The 14,646-nt window shown below is 56.2% G+C and carries 13 protein-coding genes; 10 read left to right on the top strand and 3 right to left on the bottom strand.

The annotated features are described in order from the left end of the window. Positions 1-48: 48 nt before the first annotated feature. The 10 genes from AAY24_RS02775 (at position 49) to AAY24_RS02730 (ending at position 12,254) form a co-directional block, all read left to right on the top strand. Complete coding sequence (locus tag AAY24_RS02775) at positions 49-1,836, top strand: acyl-CoA dehydrogenase C-terminal domain-containing protein (protein WP_046858387.1); 1,788 nt, start codon at positions 49-51, stop codon at positions 1,834-1,836. Positions 1,837-1,934: 98 nt separating this feature from the next. Then, positions 1,935-2,360: a PaaI family thioesterase gene (locus AAY24_RS02770; protein WP_046858386.1), complete on the top strand. Its 426-nt coding sequence runs from the start codon at positions 1,935-1,937 to the stop codon at positions 2,358-2,360. Between the two features lie 385 nt (positions 2,361-2,745). Beyond that, positions 2,746-3,465, top strand: a complete 720-nt coding sequence (locus AAY24_RS02765; protein ID WP_052761017.1) for a hypothetical protein — start codon at positions 2,746-2,748, stop codon at positions 3,463-3,465. A 195-nt stretch (positions 3,466-3,660) separates the two neighbouring features. Beyond that, positions 3,661-5,877, top strand: coding sequence for a polyphosphate kinase 1 (gene ppk1 / locus AAY24_RS02760; protein WP_082117001.1), 2,217 nt, complete (start codon positions 3,661-3,663; stop codon positions 5,875-5,877). Positions 5,878-6,200: 323 nt separating this feature from the next. Then, positions 6,201-7,328 (top strand): branched-chain amino acid ABC transporter substrate-binding protein, encoded by a 1,128-nt coding sequence (locus AAY24_RS02755; RefSeq protein WP_046858385.1) that lies wholly within the window; start codon positions 6,201-6,203, stop codon positions 7,326-7,328. Between the two features lie 65 nt (positions 7,329-7,393). Next, the gene (locus AAY24_RS02750) at positions 7,394-8,296 is read left to right on the top strand and encodes a branched-chain amino acid ABC transporter permease (protein WP_046858384.1); all 903 of its coding nucleotides are present in this window, start codon (positions 7,394-7,396) and stop codon (positions 8,294-8,296) included. A gap of 8 nt (positions 8,297-8,304) precedes the next feature. Next, positions 8,305-9,537 (top strand): ABC transporter permease subunit, encoded by a 1,233-nt coding sequence (locus AAY24_RS02745; protein ID WP_046858383.1) that lies wholly within the window; start codon positions 8,305-8,307, stop codon positions 9,535-9,537. Next, the gene (locus AAY24_RS02740; protein WP_046858382.1) at positions 9,534-10,322 is read left to right on the top strand and encodes an ABC transporter ATP-binding protein; all 789 of its coding nucleotides are present in this window, start codon (positions 9,534-9,536) and stop codon (positions 10,320-10,322) included. Before AAY24_RS02745 ends, AAY24_RS02740 begins: the two co-directional genes overlap by 4 nt. Next, the gene (locus AAY24_RS02735) at positions 10,315-11,022 is read left to right on the top strand and encodes an ABC transporter ATP-binding protein (protein ID WP_046858381.1); all 708 of its coding nucleotides are present in this window, start codon (positions 10,315-10,317) and stop codon (positions 11,020-11,022) included. Before AAY24_RS02740 ends, AAY24_RS02735 begins: the two co-directional genes overlap by 8 nt. Positions 11,023-11,273: 251 nt before the next feature. Beyond that, positions 11,274-12,254, top strand: coding sequence for a DMT family transporter (locus AAY24_RS02730; protein ID WP_199930473.1), 981 nt, complete (start codon positions 11,274-11,276; stop codon positions 12,252-12,254). Positions 12,255-12,328: 74 nt separating this feature from the next. Here AAY24_RS02730 and AAY24_RS02725 read toward each other — a convergent pair whose 3' ends face one another. The 3 genes from AAY24_RS02725 to AAY24_RS02715 form a co-directional block, all read right to left on the bottom strand. Continuing rightward, positions 12,329-13,435, bottom strand: a complete 1,107-nt coding sequence (locus AAY24_RS02725) for a branched-chain amino acid ABC transporter substrate-binding protein (RefSeq protein ID WP_046858379.1) — start codon at positions 13,433-13,435, stop codon at positions 12,329-12,331. 177 nt (positions 13,436-13,612) lie between these two features. Continuing rightward, a complete protein-coding gene (locus AAY24_RS02720) occupies positions 13,613-13,939 on the bottom strand; it encodes a DUF6867 family protein (RefSeq protein ID WP_046858378.1) in 327 nt (108 codons plus the stop codon). Further along, entirely contained in the window at positions 13,936-14,646 is a 711-nt protein-coding gene (locus AAY24_RS02715) for an ABC transporter ATP-binding protein (RefSeq protein ID WP_046858377.1), read from the bottom strand. The genes AAY24_RS02720 and AAY24_RS02715 overlap by 4 nt, the downstream gene beginning before the upstream one ends.

The raw sequence follows: 14,646 nt of genomic DNA, 5'->3' as shown, positions 1-14,646 counted from the left end.
ATGGCAGACCGTCCCATCTACCAGGCTCCATTCAAGAGGAATCGATTCATGCCAAGCTACAAAGCCCCTATCCGTGATCTGCAGTTTGTATTCCACGAGCTGCTTGAGGCCGACGAGACGCTGCACAATCTCCCCGGCTTCGACGAAGTGAGCCCGGACCTGGTGGACGCGATTCTGGAAGAAGGCGGCAAGATCTGTGAGGAGCTGCTCCATCCCCTGAACCAGAGTGGTGACCAGGAGGGGTGCCAGTTCAATGATGGCCAGGTCACCACCCCCAAGGGGTTCAAGGAGGCCTACAGCACCTATATTGAGGGGGGCTGGCCATCCCTGGCGGCCGATCCTGAACTGGGTGGCCAGGGTCTGCCCGAGACCGTCGCTTTCATGATGGAGGAGATGCTCTGTTCCGCCAACGTCTCCTTCAGTCTCTATCCCGGTCTCACCCGGGGGGCCATCAGCGCCCTCAACCACCATGCCAGCGATGAGCTGAAGCAGCAGTATCTGCCCAAGATGGTGGAGGGTCGCTGGAGCGGCACCATGTGTCTGACCGAACCGCACTGCGGAACCGACCTGGGGTTGGTACGCACCCGTGCGGTACCCAACGAAGATGGCAGTTACGCCATCAGCGGCACCAAGATATTCATTACCGGTGGCGAACACGACCTGACCGAGAACATTATCCATCTGGTACTGGCACGCCTGCCGGATGCCCCGGAAGGGGTACGTGGCATCAGCCTGTTCCTGGTGCCGAAACGGCTACCCGACGCCAACAACGAGCCGGGGGAACAGAACGGCGTCAGCTGCGGTTCCATCGAGCACAAGATGGGCATCAAGGGTTCCGCCACCTGTGTCATGAACTTCGACAGCGCAACCGGTTATCTGGTGGGCCCGGAGAACAAGGGTCTGGCCTGCATGTTCACCATGATGAACTCAGAACGACTGGCCATTGGTATGCAGGGCCTGGGACTGGGTGAAGTGGCCTACCAGAACGCGGTTGAGTATGCCCGGGAGCGCCTCCAGAGTCGCTCGGCCACCGGCGTCAAGGCCCCGGACAAGCCGGCTGATCCCCTGCTGGTGCACCCGGATATCCGCCGCATGCTGCTCACCACCCGAGCCTACAACGAAGGGGCCCGTGCGCTGGCCACCTGGACCGCAATGAATATCGACCTGGCACACCGGCACCCGGACGAGCAGGTACGTCAGGAAGCGGACGACTATGTCGCCCTGATAACTCCCATTATCAAGGCCTTCTTCTCCGATTACGGCTATGAAACCACCACCCTGTGCCAGCAGGTCTACGGGGGCCACGGTTACATCCAGGAGTGGGGCATGGAACAGTTCGTCCGGGACGCCCGTATCGCCCAGATCTACGAGGGGACCAATGGCATTCAGGCTCTCGACCTGGTGCGCCGCAAACTGTACATCAATGATGGCAGGCTGCCGAAACGGTTCTTCAGCATGCTGGATAACTACATCGCCGAAAATGGAGACAACCCGTCCCTGGCTGAATTTATCAATCCGTTACGGGATGCCAACGCCCTGTTGCAGGATCTGACCAGCTGGCTGATCGCCGAGAGTGAACAGAACCCGGATGAGCTGGGTGCCGCCGCCACCGACTATCTGCGCATATTCGCCCTTACCACCTTTGCCTGGTTGTGGGCCCGCATGGCAGCAGTGGCACTGGAGAAGGTGGAGAGCGACAGCAGTGGTTTCTACCGCACCAAACTCAATACCGCCCGTTTCTTCATGGGGCGTCTGCTACCCCAGATCCAGGGTTTGAATAGCGGCATTCGTTCCGGCGCCGGGCTGATGATGGCGTTTGACGAAAGCGAGTTCTGATCACCCGATCCGGCACGGGCGGGCACTGCCGCCCGTGCCATCTCCACGCCATGCCCTCCATGGCACCCCACCCGATGCCTCAATTGACAGGAGATACTATGCCAAAAATAACCTGCGAGGATTTCAATAAGATACTGGAAAGTGAAATGTCCTGGGCCAGCGATCTTGGTATGCGACTGGAGCACATCGAGTCGGGCCTGGGTACCATGCGCCTGCCCTATCACCACAGCAGTACCCGGCCAGGCGGGACCATCTCCGGCCCCCACATGATGATGTTGGCCGACGCCTGCATGTATGCCGTGGTGCTGGGCCTGATCGGTCCGGTCAAACTGGCCGTTACCACTAACTTCAATATCAACTTTTTACGCAAACCGGCGGAGACCGATCTGCTGGCGGAAGGCAAGATCATCAAACTCGGTAAACGGCTGGCAATTATGGAGGTCTCCATCGCCACCGACAACGGCGGCGAACTGGTGGCCCACGCTACCGGGACCTACTCCATTCCCCCGGTAACTGTTGGGTAAGGTAACCTGAATGGAGAAATAGTAAATAATTATATAATTATTTACTTGATTGAAGATTATCAATGTGGCATAGTCCAACCGTGTGCTTCAATAGGCGCAAAGGTCAACAGGGCCTGGCCAAAGGCAGTATCGTAGTAGTGTCGGGTCCTGTTGTTCCTTCTAATTCCTCCATCCTCCTTTGGTGGTTTTATAACGGTAGATTTAGCCTGACTTCCCCCGTCAGGCTTTTTTTTGCCCCCTAATACTGCCTATTACCCAGGCCCACAGGGCACAGTTCCCGGGTAACAGGCCTGCAATCGCACCACTCCATTCTGCATCCTGGCGGTATAATCCCGGTCCGGGATTCCCCGGCTATGACATTTCAGCGCACACAGGAGAGCATCGCGTGGACCGGACTCTGTCACCCAACCTCAAACCGGCAATTGATCAGCTCAGGCATGCCGGTCTAAACCTTGTTGCCATTCTGGATATGGAGTGCCTGCCCAACGCGATGGCGGACAACCTGGCAGCGTCTTATAAAGCAGAATCCAGGCCGAAACGGGTGATCCTGATCGGAAATGGGGGGCGAGCACTCTGGGAATCCATACCCGACAGCCGGTGGCAGCAGACTGACCCTATCGACCAATACAGCTACGACGCCGCCGAGCAGTTTGCCCGGCGGGTAGCGGCGGGGTACAGCTATCAGATCATCTACCCTGGTGACAGCCCGGTACCCCTGCAACAGTTGGGGAGCATCACCGGCTGGCATACACCCTCACCACTGGGTATCGGTATCAATCCGCAGTGGGGGCTCTGGTTTGCCTATCGTGCCGCCCTGCTGACGGACGCTCCGCTACCGGAGATCGTTCAGCCAGCTCCCGCCTCGCCCTGCTCCAGCTGCAGGGAAAAACCCTGCATCTCCCTCTGTCCCGCAGGGGCACTGGCGGCCGATTCGGTTATCGACATGAATCGATGTGCCCGGCACCGCCTGACACCCCGCTCAAACTGCGCCAATCGTTGCCTGGCACGACTGGGCTGTCCTGTTGCAGCCGAACAGCGTTATACTTTAGAGCAGATCGAATATCACTATCGACTCTCCCTTGAAACATTGCGACACTACTTTTGACTGTCCGGTAACTCCACCCGGACCGGTAAAGCGGGATCACATGACAGAGCCATTAACGGTCAATGTCCGTTAAACCCGGGCTCGAATATCCTGACTACCGGGCAGCAGTGAGAATTGCCGGGGAGAGATTCGAACAACCTCGTATTTAATTGCCCGATTGTCAGCAACTGACCGTTCCCAGCCATGGAAAACACAATGTCGAATAGCGCAGATAAAATGGAAATCAAAGCAACAGACTCAACTCAACCGGCAGCTCAGGAAGAGACATCCGGGGCAGTGGATGAGAGCAGTCTGAACCTGGACGCCAGTGAGTATTACCTTAACAGGGAATTGACCTGGCTGGAGTTCAACAAGCGGGTACTGCATGAAGCAGCCGATGAACGGACACCGCTTCTGGAGCGGCTCAAGTTCATCGCCATCGTCAGCGCCAATATGGATGAGTTCTTCATGAAGCGCCTGGGCGGTCTGAAACAGCAGGTGGGCGCCGGCGTCGCCACATTGACCGTGGATGGCCGGACTCCCCAGCAACAGATCGATGAAACCAGTCAGGTGGTACGGGAAATTGAGAGCCAGATGCGGGAAAACTACCTGCAGATCACTGAGAAGCTCAGGGAACACGATATTGCCATTCTCAGCTACGATGAACTGGACCGGGCAGATAAAAACTACCTGCGCGAATACTATTACGAAAACATCTATCCACTGGTCACCCCCCAGTCGATCGACCCGGCCCATCCGTTCCCGTTCATCTCCAATCTCTCCCTGAACCTGCTGGTGCTGGTACGCTACCCCGGGGCATCCGACAAAACCTCCCTGACCCGCATAAAAGTGCCGGTGGGCGCCGGTATACCACGCTTCCTTAAACTCACGGACCGTCGGCACTATGTGCCCCTGGAATATGTCATCGCCAACAACCTGGACATGCTGCTACCGGAAATGGAGGTGCTCTCCTGTGAAGTGTTCCGGGTCACCCGCAATGCCAACACCGAGCGCAGCGAAGAGCACGCCGACGATCTGCTTTCACTGATCGAGTCTGAACTGCGGGAGCGTCGTTTCGCACCGATCGTGCGATTGCAGGTGCAGAAAGATATGAAACCGGTCCACCGGGGCATGCTGGCTGCCGAGCTGTTCCTGGATGAAGAGAGCGACGTTTACGAGGTGATCAGCATGCCCGCCATGCGGGATCTGTTTGAACTCGCCTCCCTGGATGTACCGGAACTGCGCGATCCACCCCACAAGCCGATTGATCATCCGGAGCTGGTGGATACCCGCAGTATTTTCCATATCATCCGGGAACGGGGACCCTTGCTGCTGCAACACCCCTACGAATCATTCGGCACCTCGGTGGAGCGCTTTCTGAAAGAGGCCAGCACCGACCCAAAGGTACGGGCCATCAAGATGACCCTCTATCGCACGTCCAGCGACACCAAGGTGGTTGACTACCTGATCAGCGCGGCACGGAATGGCAAGCAGGTGGCGGTGGTGGTGGAATTAAAGGCGCGCTTTGACGAAGCGGCCAACATCCGCTGGGCCAACCGCATGGAAGAGGCCGGCATCCACGTCACCTACGGCGTGGTGGGACTCAAGACCCACTCAAAGATCATCCTGGTGGTTCGTAACGACTACAGCGGCATTAAACGCTATCTGCATATCGGCACCGGTAATTATCACGCCGGCACGGCCCGGCTCTATTCCGACCTCGGGATTCTGACCAATGATGAAGACCTGGGACGGGACGCCACGGAACTGTTCAACTATCTGACCACCGGCTATACCCAGGAGCGCAGTTATCGGAAACTGCTGCCCTCCCCCAAAATGCTGAAGAACGCCCTGCTGTCCAAGATCAAGCGGGAGCGCAAGTTGCACAGCCCTGAAACACCCGGACTGATCCAGTTCAAAATGAACGCCCTGGAGGATGCGGACATCACCCGGGCCCTCTACGAGGCCGCCCGGGATGGTGTGCGGATCGACCTGATCGTACGGGACACCTGCCGTTTCCGCCCCGGCATTCCGGGCCTGAGCGAGACTGCCCGGGTTATCGGTATAGTGGGCCGCTTCCTGGAACACACCCGAATCTACTATTTCCAGAATGGTGGCGAAGAGGAGTACTTTATCGGCTCAGCCGACGCCATGAAGCGCAACCTGGAGTCCCGGGTCGAGGTGGTCACCCCGGTCAGCGATAAAAAACTGTGCGAAGAGCTTCGGTTCATCCTCAACACGCAGCTCAATGACCAGCGCAGTGCCTGGGAAATGCAGTCGGACGGCAGCTTTATACAGCGCCAACCCACCAGCGAAGCGGAAGCTGTCGGCTGTCAGGAACTGTTGATCCAGTCGGCCGAAAAACGGGCCAAACAGGCGACCAAAGCGGCCAAAGGGAAAAAAAAGCGGCGCCTGCGCCGCAACCTGCGCTAGCAACTCTGGGGAGATCCGGACGCCTTCTGTCGGCATCCGGGCCTCCCCAGGCCGACTGATTCAAGGCCAGACCGCAACCAAACATCAACCCCACCGTCACCCGGTTTCTCCGGGACTCTCGGCATCACTCAGCGGCCCTGAAGATTCTACCGATTACAGGGAGGCGCAAACCGGCCGCCTGCCCCGATAAAATCGATGGAAGCGGGCCATTTATAGCCATTAATGGTTTCATTTCTCACCATCTAACAGTAGTATTATTTATTTGTGCGTGGGTCATTTCACCGCAAAATCTACTGACAATTACTGACCAGGGATACACCGATATGAAATCGATCATTGTAAAGAAGTTACTCGCCGCCACTGTGGGGTTGGCTCTAGCCATACCGACTGTGGCGTCCGCTGCGGATGATACGATCAAACTGGGCGTTGCAGGCGCCCATAGTGGCGATCTTGCCTCTTACGGTCTGCCGACCGTGAATGCCGCCAAGCTGGTGGTTGCTGATATCAACGCCCGGGGTGGTATCAATGGCAAGAAGGTCGAGCTGCTGGTAGAAGATGATGTGTGCAAACCCGAGGTGGCAACCAACACCGCCACCAAACTGGTTTCCAGCGGTGTGGATGTGGTACTCGGCCACATCTGCTCAGGTGCCACCAAGGCGGCGTTGCCCATTTATAAGAATGCCGGCGTCGCTGTCATGTCCCCTTCCGCAACCAATCCGGAACTGACCCAGAGCGGCGATTATCCGAACTTTTTTCGTACTATCGCTTCCGATGACGCTCAGGCCAGAACCCAGGTGGATTTTGCCCTTGACATCCGCAACCTGAAGAAGATTGCTGTTGTACATGACAAGGGTGACTACGGTAAAGGCCTGGCGGAATTCGCCAAGCAGTTTATCGAGAAATCCGGCAAGGCAGAGGTTGTGCTGTTTGAAGGTGTCACCCCCGGTGCGGTGGACTACTCCGCTGTTGTACAGAAGATCAAGCGCTCCGGTGCCGACGGTGTGATCTATGGTGGTTATCATCCGGAAGCCTCGAAAATCGTCACCCAGATGCGTAAGAAACGGATCAAGATTGACTTTATTTCGGGTGATGGTGTGAAAGACGACACCTTCATCAAGGTGGCTGGCAAGAATGCCGAAGGTGTCTACGCAACCGGCGCCAAAGACAACTCCACCAACCCCCTCTACACCGCGGCCATCGAAGCGCACAAGAAGGCTTATGGTGAAGATCCCGGCGCCTTCTACGATAGCGCACACGCCGGTGCAGTCGCACTGCTGAACGCTATTGAGAAAGCCGGTTCAACCGATCTTGCCGCTGTTACCAAGGCCCTTCAGGACAATGAAGTCGCCACCGCCGTTGGCAAGATTCACTTTGATAAAAACGGTGATGCAGTCGGTGTAGGCTTTGCTGTCTACCAGGTGCAGAACGGGCAATACGTCGAAGTTAAGTAAGCCAGAGGGTATAGGGCCTGGGTTCGGGGATCTGTATCCCGGAGCCCAGGCCCTCTGTATTATTTATGGAATACTTTATTGAACTTCTTTTTAGTGGTCTGACCCGCGGCGCGATCTACGCGCTTATCGCGTTGGGCTACACCATGGTATACGGCATTATCGGGCTGATTAACTTTGCCCATGGCGAGATATACATGATCGGTGCTTTCACCGCCTTCATTGTCTCCACCGTACTATCCATTCTCGGTTTCCCCCTGCTGGCAATTATTGTGCTGGCAGGACTTGCCGCTGCGGTCTGGTCCAGTGCCTATGGGTACACGGTTGAAAAACTGGCCTATAAACCGTTGCGCCACGCACCCAGGCTCTCGCCACTGATCAGCGCCATCGGTATGTCAATTTTCCTGCAGAACTATGTGCTGCTGGCCCAGACTTCCGATTTCCAGCCCTTTCCCGAGTTGATCCCCGAATTTGATTTCATGGAGCCCTACATCCAGTACCTGGGATCCTCGGACATGGTCATCCTGGTGGTCACCACCGTGATGATGATCGGCCTGACCGTGCTGATTAAATTCACCCGGATCGGCAAGGCGATGCGGGCCACTTCGCAGGATCGTAAAATGGCCATGCTGGTGGGTATAAACGTCGACCGGGTCATCTCCGCCACCTTTATCGTCGGTTCAGCACTCGCCGCAGTCGGCGGCCTGTTAATCGCCTCCCATATCGGACAGATCAACTTTTTTATCGGCTTTATAGCGGGTATCAAGGCCTTCACCGCTGCGGTACTTGGCGGGATTGGTTCGATCCCGGGCGCGGTACTGGGTGGGGTCATTCTCGGACTAACCGAAAGTTTCGCCACCGGTTATGTCTCCAGTGACTATGAGGATGTGTTCGCCTTCTCATTGCTGGTTCTGATCTTGATCTTCAAACCTTCCGGCCTGCTGGGTAAGGCCGAGATTCAGAAAGTATAGGGGCGAAAATGATCTCATTTGAAGAACTGAAACGTTCGTTTCTGGTATCGCTCTGGTTTGTATTCCTGACCTTTCCGATCATGGTCATCAAGGCTAATCCGATCGAGAAAACTATCATCTGGCGATGGGAAAACATGTTCTACGTCGCCATTGGCAGCTTCGTGCTCTCGATTCTGATCCGGGTGGTCAATCAGCAGAAAACCAGACGCCTTGCCAGGCGTACCGCACTGGACCCGGATGCCACACCCAACGAGCCACTGATCCAGATTATTCTGCGCAACCCCAACTACCTCTATCCCCTGGCCGGTGCGCTTACCCTGTTCGCCCTGGTATTCCCCTACCTGTTCGATACCTACCAGACCAATATCATGACCACTGCACTGATGTACGTGGTGCTGGGACTGGGTCTGAATATCGTAGTGGGTATGGCCGGTCTGCTGGATCTGGGATTTGTCGCCTTCTACGCCGTGGGCGCTTACAGCTACGCCCTGTTGAATGCCCATTTCGGCATCGGGTTCTGGATGGCTCTGCCCATTGGCGCCCTGCTCGCCGCCAGTTTCGGTATCATGCTCGGTTTTCCGGTGTTACGGTTGCGGGGTGATTACCTGGCCATTGTGACCCTGGGCTTTGGTGAAATCATTCGCCTGGTACTGGAGAACTGGAACGACTTTTCGCAGGGACCCAGCGGCATCTCCAATATTCCCCGTCCGGGACTGTTTGGTATTGAACTGTCCCTTGAATCGGCCATTCTCTACATCTACTACATCATGGTGGCGCTGGTCATCATCACCATCTTCGTGGTCAACCGCCTCCAGGACTCCCGCCTGGGACGCGCCTGGATCGCCCTGCGCGAGGACGAGATAGCCTGCCAGGCCATGGGCATCGACAAGACCAAAACCAAGTTGACCGCCTTTGCCCTGGGTGCCACCTGGGCGGGCATGATGGGGGTGATCTTTGCCGCCAAAACCACCTTCATCAATCCGGCCAGCTTCACCTTCCTTGAGTCTGCCATCATCCTCTCCATCGTGGTCCTGGGTGGTATGGGCTCGATCCTGGGTGTCATTGTCGGTGCACTGGTACTGATCCTGCTTCCTGAGTATCTGCGGGCACTGTCCGATTACCGGATGCTGGCCTTTGGCGCCATTCTGGTGATTATGATGGTGTTCAGACCCCAGGGCATCATCTCCACGGTAAGACGAACCTACAAGTTTAAAAAGCAAGATGCGGGCAATACCCAATGAATGACACCATCTTGAAAGTCAGTGGTCTCTCCATGCACTTCGGAGGTATCCAGGCGCTTAAACAGCTCGACCTGGAGGTGAAGCGAGGAGAGATCGTCGCCTTGATCGGACCCAATGGCGCGGGAAAAACCACCTTTTTCAACTGCGTCACCGGCATCTACAACCCGACTGAGGGAGATGTGATTCTCCACACCCTGCAAGGCACCACCAGCCGTCTCAACGGACTGAAGCCGAACAAGGTTACCGAAAAGGGGATGGCCAGAACCTTCCAGAACATCCGTCTGTTTCAGAATATGACGGTGCTGGAAAATGTCATGATCGGACGTCACTGCCGGACCCACTCCTTTATACTTGGCGCCATCCTGCGCACCCCTTCCAACAGAAAGGAGGAGCAGGAAATCGTGGAGCGAAGCTACGAGATCCTGGAACTGGTCGGCCTGGCTGATGAAGTGGACAACTTCGCCCGCAATCTCTCCTATGGCGCCCAGCGCCGTCTGGAGATCGCCCGGGCACTGGCCACTGACCCGTCACTGCTGCTGCTGGATGAACCGGCGGCCGGTATGAACCCGCAGGAGACCCAGGAGCTGGTACAGCTGATCCTGCGGATCCGGGACCAGGGCTACTCCATCCTGCTGATTGAACATGACATGAAACTGGTAATGACGCTTTCCAACCGAATTTATGTGATGGACTATGGTAAGAAAATCGCCCAGGGAACCCCTGAAGAGATCCAGTCCAATCCGGTCGTAATCAAGGCTTACCTTGGGGAGGATCTCGATGCTTGAGCTGCGCAATGTTGATACCTATTACGGCAATATCCACGCACTCAAAGGGATAAACCTGGAGGTCAACGAAGGGGAGATCATTACCCTGATCGGTGCCAACGGCGCCGGCAAAAGTACCACCCTGATGTCCATCTCCGGCATTGTCCCCCCCCGTAGCGGTGAAGTGCTATACAAGGGTGAGGCGATCCATAACGTGGCACCGGACAAGATTGTCGCCATGGGCATCTGCCAGGTTCCGGAAGGCCGGCATATTTTTCCCCAGCTCACCGTGCAGGAGAACCTGGACATGGGCGCCTTTCTCCGCTCCGACAAACGGGGTATTCAAAAAGACCTGGATTACGTTTTTTCCCTGTTCCCGATCCTGGATGAGCGCCGCCATCAGCCGGGAGGTAACCTGAGTGGTGGAGAACAGCAGATGCTGGCCATGTCCCGGGCCCTGATGGCACGCCCCGATCTGTTGCTGCTGGATGAACCCTCCATGGGATTAGCGCCACTGATCATTCGGCAGATTTTTGAAATCATCAAAAAAATCAACGACGAACACAACACCACTATCTTCCTGGTGGAGCAGAATGCTAACCAGGCACTGCACATTGCCGACCGGGGCTACGTGATCGAGAATGGTCAGATCACTCTCAGTGACAAGGCTGACAAGCTGCTCTCAAACGAGGCGGTACGGAAAGCCTACCTGGGAGGATAAGCTGATCAGGGCTGCTCAGAGCAGCATCCCGGCTACAAAACGGCCCCTGATCTATACTGGGGAAGTGCTCTGTGCAGTGCGCGGTGAACAGTGCACTGCCGGGCATTCCCTCCCCAGGGAATCATGCCATTGTGGCAATTAACCGGGCCTGTGATTTAAGCCCCCTATAACGCTTGTTTCAAGCCGGCTTCCTTCTATAATCTCCTTTTAACCACACAGTTGATAAAACTGTCCTGCCGGGACACTCCTTGGTGCTCAGCCTCTTTCGTAACTCCGAGATCCAACCCATCGGCACCCTGGTGCTGGGCTGCCTGATGATGGGTTCCATGGGCGTATTTGCCAACCAGATCGTACAGACCCACCCGGCCAATATCGTGTTTCTACGCTTCTTCTTCTGTACCCTCAGTTTTCCGCTGATTGGATTGATCGCCTATCCGTTGTTCCCCCGAACCACCCGGAACAAGATCGGCCAAACCATCGATTTTGCCAGGAATCACACCGGGCTCTGGATACTTGTAGGCATCTCCATGGCGCTGGTGGTCGCCCTCTACACCCTGGGTGCAGTGCTGCTGTCAGTGGGCTTGAGCGTGATACTCCTCTACACCGCCGCCATCTGGTTTCCGCTCACCGAGAAACTGGTCTGTCACTACCTGTTTCATGACCTGAAGCCGACCCGGTTCAGTCGTGCCTACTACATCTCCGTGATGCTGAATCTGCTCGGCCTGCTCACCATTATTCTGGGTACCACCCAGCTGCCCGATTTCGGCTCCACCGCCTCGGTGTTAGGACTGGCCGCCGCAGTCACAGCGAGCATGGCATTCTCTTTCAGCATGGTGCTGGTGCGGGTGATCCGGGAAAAGGGTATCAAGACGGAACAGATGATCGTTTCCAGTGCATTTATTGGATCACTGATCATGTTACCTGCACTGTTCCTGTTGCCGATCGAACTGAACAGCAACAACCTGTACAACGCCTTCGGCATGGGCTTTATCGCCACCGCACTGGGCGGACTCATCTACTTCAAGGGGTTCGGCAGTGTGCGTACCACCCTGGCACCGGTACTCTCCTATCTGGAACCGATTTTCGGTTTCAGTCTGGCGGTCCTGATTCTGAACGAGCAGTTCACCCCGACTCTGCTGCTGGGAATGGCCATTATTCTCGGCACCAATCTTGGCTATACACTGCTGGATGTCTGGCGCAGCCGACACCTGCTGACGGAACTGGATCCCTGAACGGGCCGGTTGGAAGTGTGCGAAACCAAAAAGCCCGGCCTAAGCCGGGCTTCTTTTCAACAGTTTAAAAAAACTTACAAATAGTCGTAAGTACCGTTCACCCACTTGTAGAGTACATAACCGGGTGCGGTCACATCACCCTTGGCATCAAAACCGAACTTACCCAGAACGGTATCAAACTCGCCGGCATGCAGCGCATTGCTCACCTTGTAGGCGTCAGTTGAAGCTGCCCGGGTAGCCGCCTGCGCCCAGGCCTGTACCGCACCGTAGGTGTAAAGCACGTAACCTTCCGGCTCAATGCCCTTGCTGCGGAACTTCTCCACCAGGGGTGCAGCAACCGGGTTCTTGCGGGGATCAGGGCTGAAGGTCATCAGGGTGCCCTCGCCCGCCGGCCCGGTAATGGACCAGTACTCGTTGGTGACCAGCGCATCACCGGAGACCAATACGGTATCCATGCCCTGCTCACGCATCTGCCGCACAATCAGACCACCTTCGGTGTGGTAACCACCCAGATACATCACCCCGATATTGGCCTGTTTCATTTTCGAGACCAGCGCGGTGTAGTCCTTCTCACCGGCGGTGATCGCCTCGTACATGGCGGCCTTACCGCCCAGCTTTTCGTACTCAGCCAGGGTGGCATCCGCAAGTCCCTTACCGTAGGCGGTCTTGTCATGGATAAAGGCAATATTCTTGTCAGAATAATTTTCTTTCAGGAACTTGCCTGCCACGGCGCCCTGCTGGTCATCCCGACCACACACCCGGAATACCGTCTCGCCCCCCTCCTCGGTGAGCTTCGGGTTGGTTGAGGCTGGAGAGATCATCAAAATCCCCTCCTCTTCATACACCGAAGATGCCGGTATGGATGAGCCGGAGCAGAAGTGTCCGGCCATGAATACCACGCCCTTGTTGATCATCTGGTTGGCAACGGCCACGGCCTGCTTCGGATCGCAGGCGTCGTCCCCCACTTCCAGCACCAGCTTCTGCCCCAGCACACCACCGGCCGCATTGATATCTTCAACCGCCTGTTCAGCACCCGCCCGCATCTGGGCGCCAAAACTTGCGTATTGGCCGGTCATGGGACCGGCAGTGGCAATCTTAATATCGGCCAGCGCCACTGAGCCAAAGCTCATAGTGGCAGCAGTCATCGCTGCCATCATGGACAGCCTGAATGTTTTTTTCATGTTATCGAATCTCCTTTGGTACATTCCCGGTTATCAGTCATTCAACTCCTGCTACTCCAGTCCAGCATGAAAACAACCCGCCAAACCGAACTGCCACTTAAAGCATGGGACACAACCGCCCCCATCACCTCAAGGTCGCGCATTATCGACAAAACCCATCAGAGCGGTTTTGCCGTATCACTCCTTAATACCTTTCCAGCTCAACAAGCCGGATCGTTGATAGAGCCAGGGATATTGACTGATCATGCGGTTTACCCGGGTGATTCTGAAACCCAGTAAACCGATCACGGTGATAACCGCTGTATCAATCAGGTAACCTGTCGGTGACAACAACTCACCGTCAAACAGTGCGTAAATCAGAAAACGGTCACTCGCCCCGAGCAGCAGCGAATAGGGAATCATCTGGTACCAGGGACGCCAGGTGAGGGCGATCGCCTGTCCCGTCATGTAGCCCGCACTACCAAACAGCAGCAGGGTAATACCGATAAAAACAGGTATGCTCAATGTCCACCCTCCAGATAGGCGGCCCGCACCTCGGGGCGTTCCAGCAGTTCCCTGCTCTCCCCCGACAGGGTGATCTCGCCGTTCACCATGACATAACCACGGTGCGCCAGTTTCAGTGCATGGTAGGCGTTCTGTTCCACCAGCAGTACCGTCACATCATCTTCCCTGTTGATCTCCTCGATCACTTCAAATATCTGCCTTACCACCAGTGGAGCGAGTCCCAGTGAGGGTTCATCCAGCAGCAGCAGTTTAGGCCGACTCATCATGGCCCGGGCAATGGCGAGCATCTGCTGTTCGCCACCGGAGAGCGTACCGCCGCGCTGGTGGGTGCGTTTTTTCAAGATCGGGAACAGGGTCGTGACACGCTCCAGGTCCTCTTCCAGATAGGCCTCGTCAGAGACAATCGCCCCCATTAACAGGTTCTCCAACACCGTCATCCGGGGGAAGATACGCCGGCCCTCCGGTACCTGGGCCAGCCCCAGGTGCATGATCTCGTGGGTACTCAAGCGGGTGATATCCCGATCCAGATAGCGGATGCTGCCCCGGGCCGCGCGTGGTATACCGCAGGTGGTCATCAACAGGGTGCTTTTACCCGCCCCATTCGCTCCGATCAGGGTGACAATCTCCCCCGCATTGACCGTGAGATCGACTCCTCTTAACGCTTCGATACTGCCGTAGAAGGTGTGTACGCCGGTAATGTTCAACAT

It is taken from the genome of Sedimenticola thiotaurini (assembly GCF_001007875.1).
Lineage (GTDB): Bacteria > Pseudomonadota > Gammaproteobacteria > Chromatiales > Chromatiaceae > Sedimenticola > Sedimenticola thiotaurini.
The sequence above is the reverse complement of the archived record's forward strand: the minus strand, read 5'-3'. Positions and strand labels throughout refer to the sequence as shown.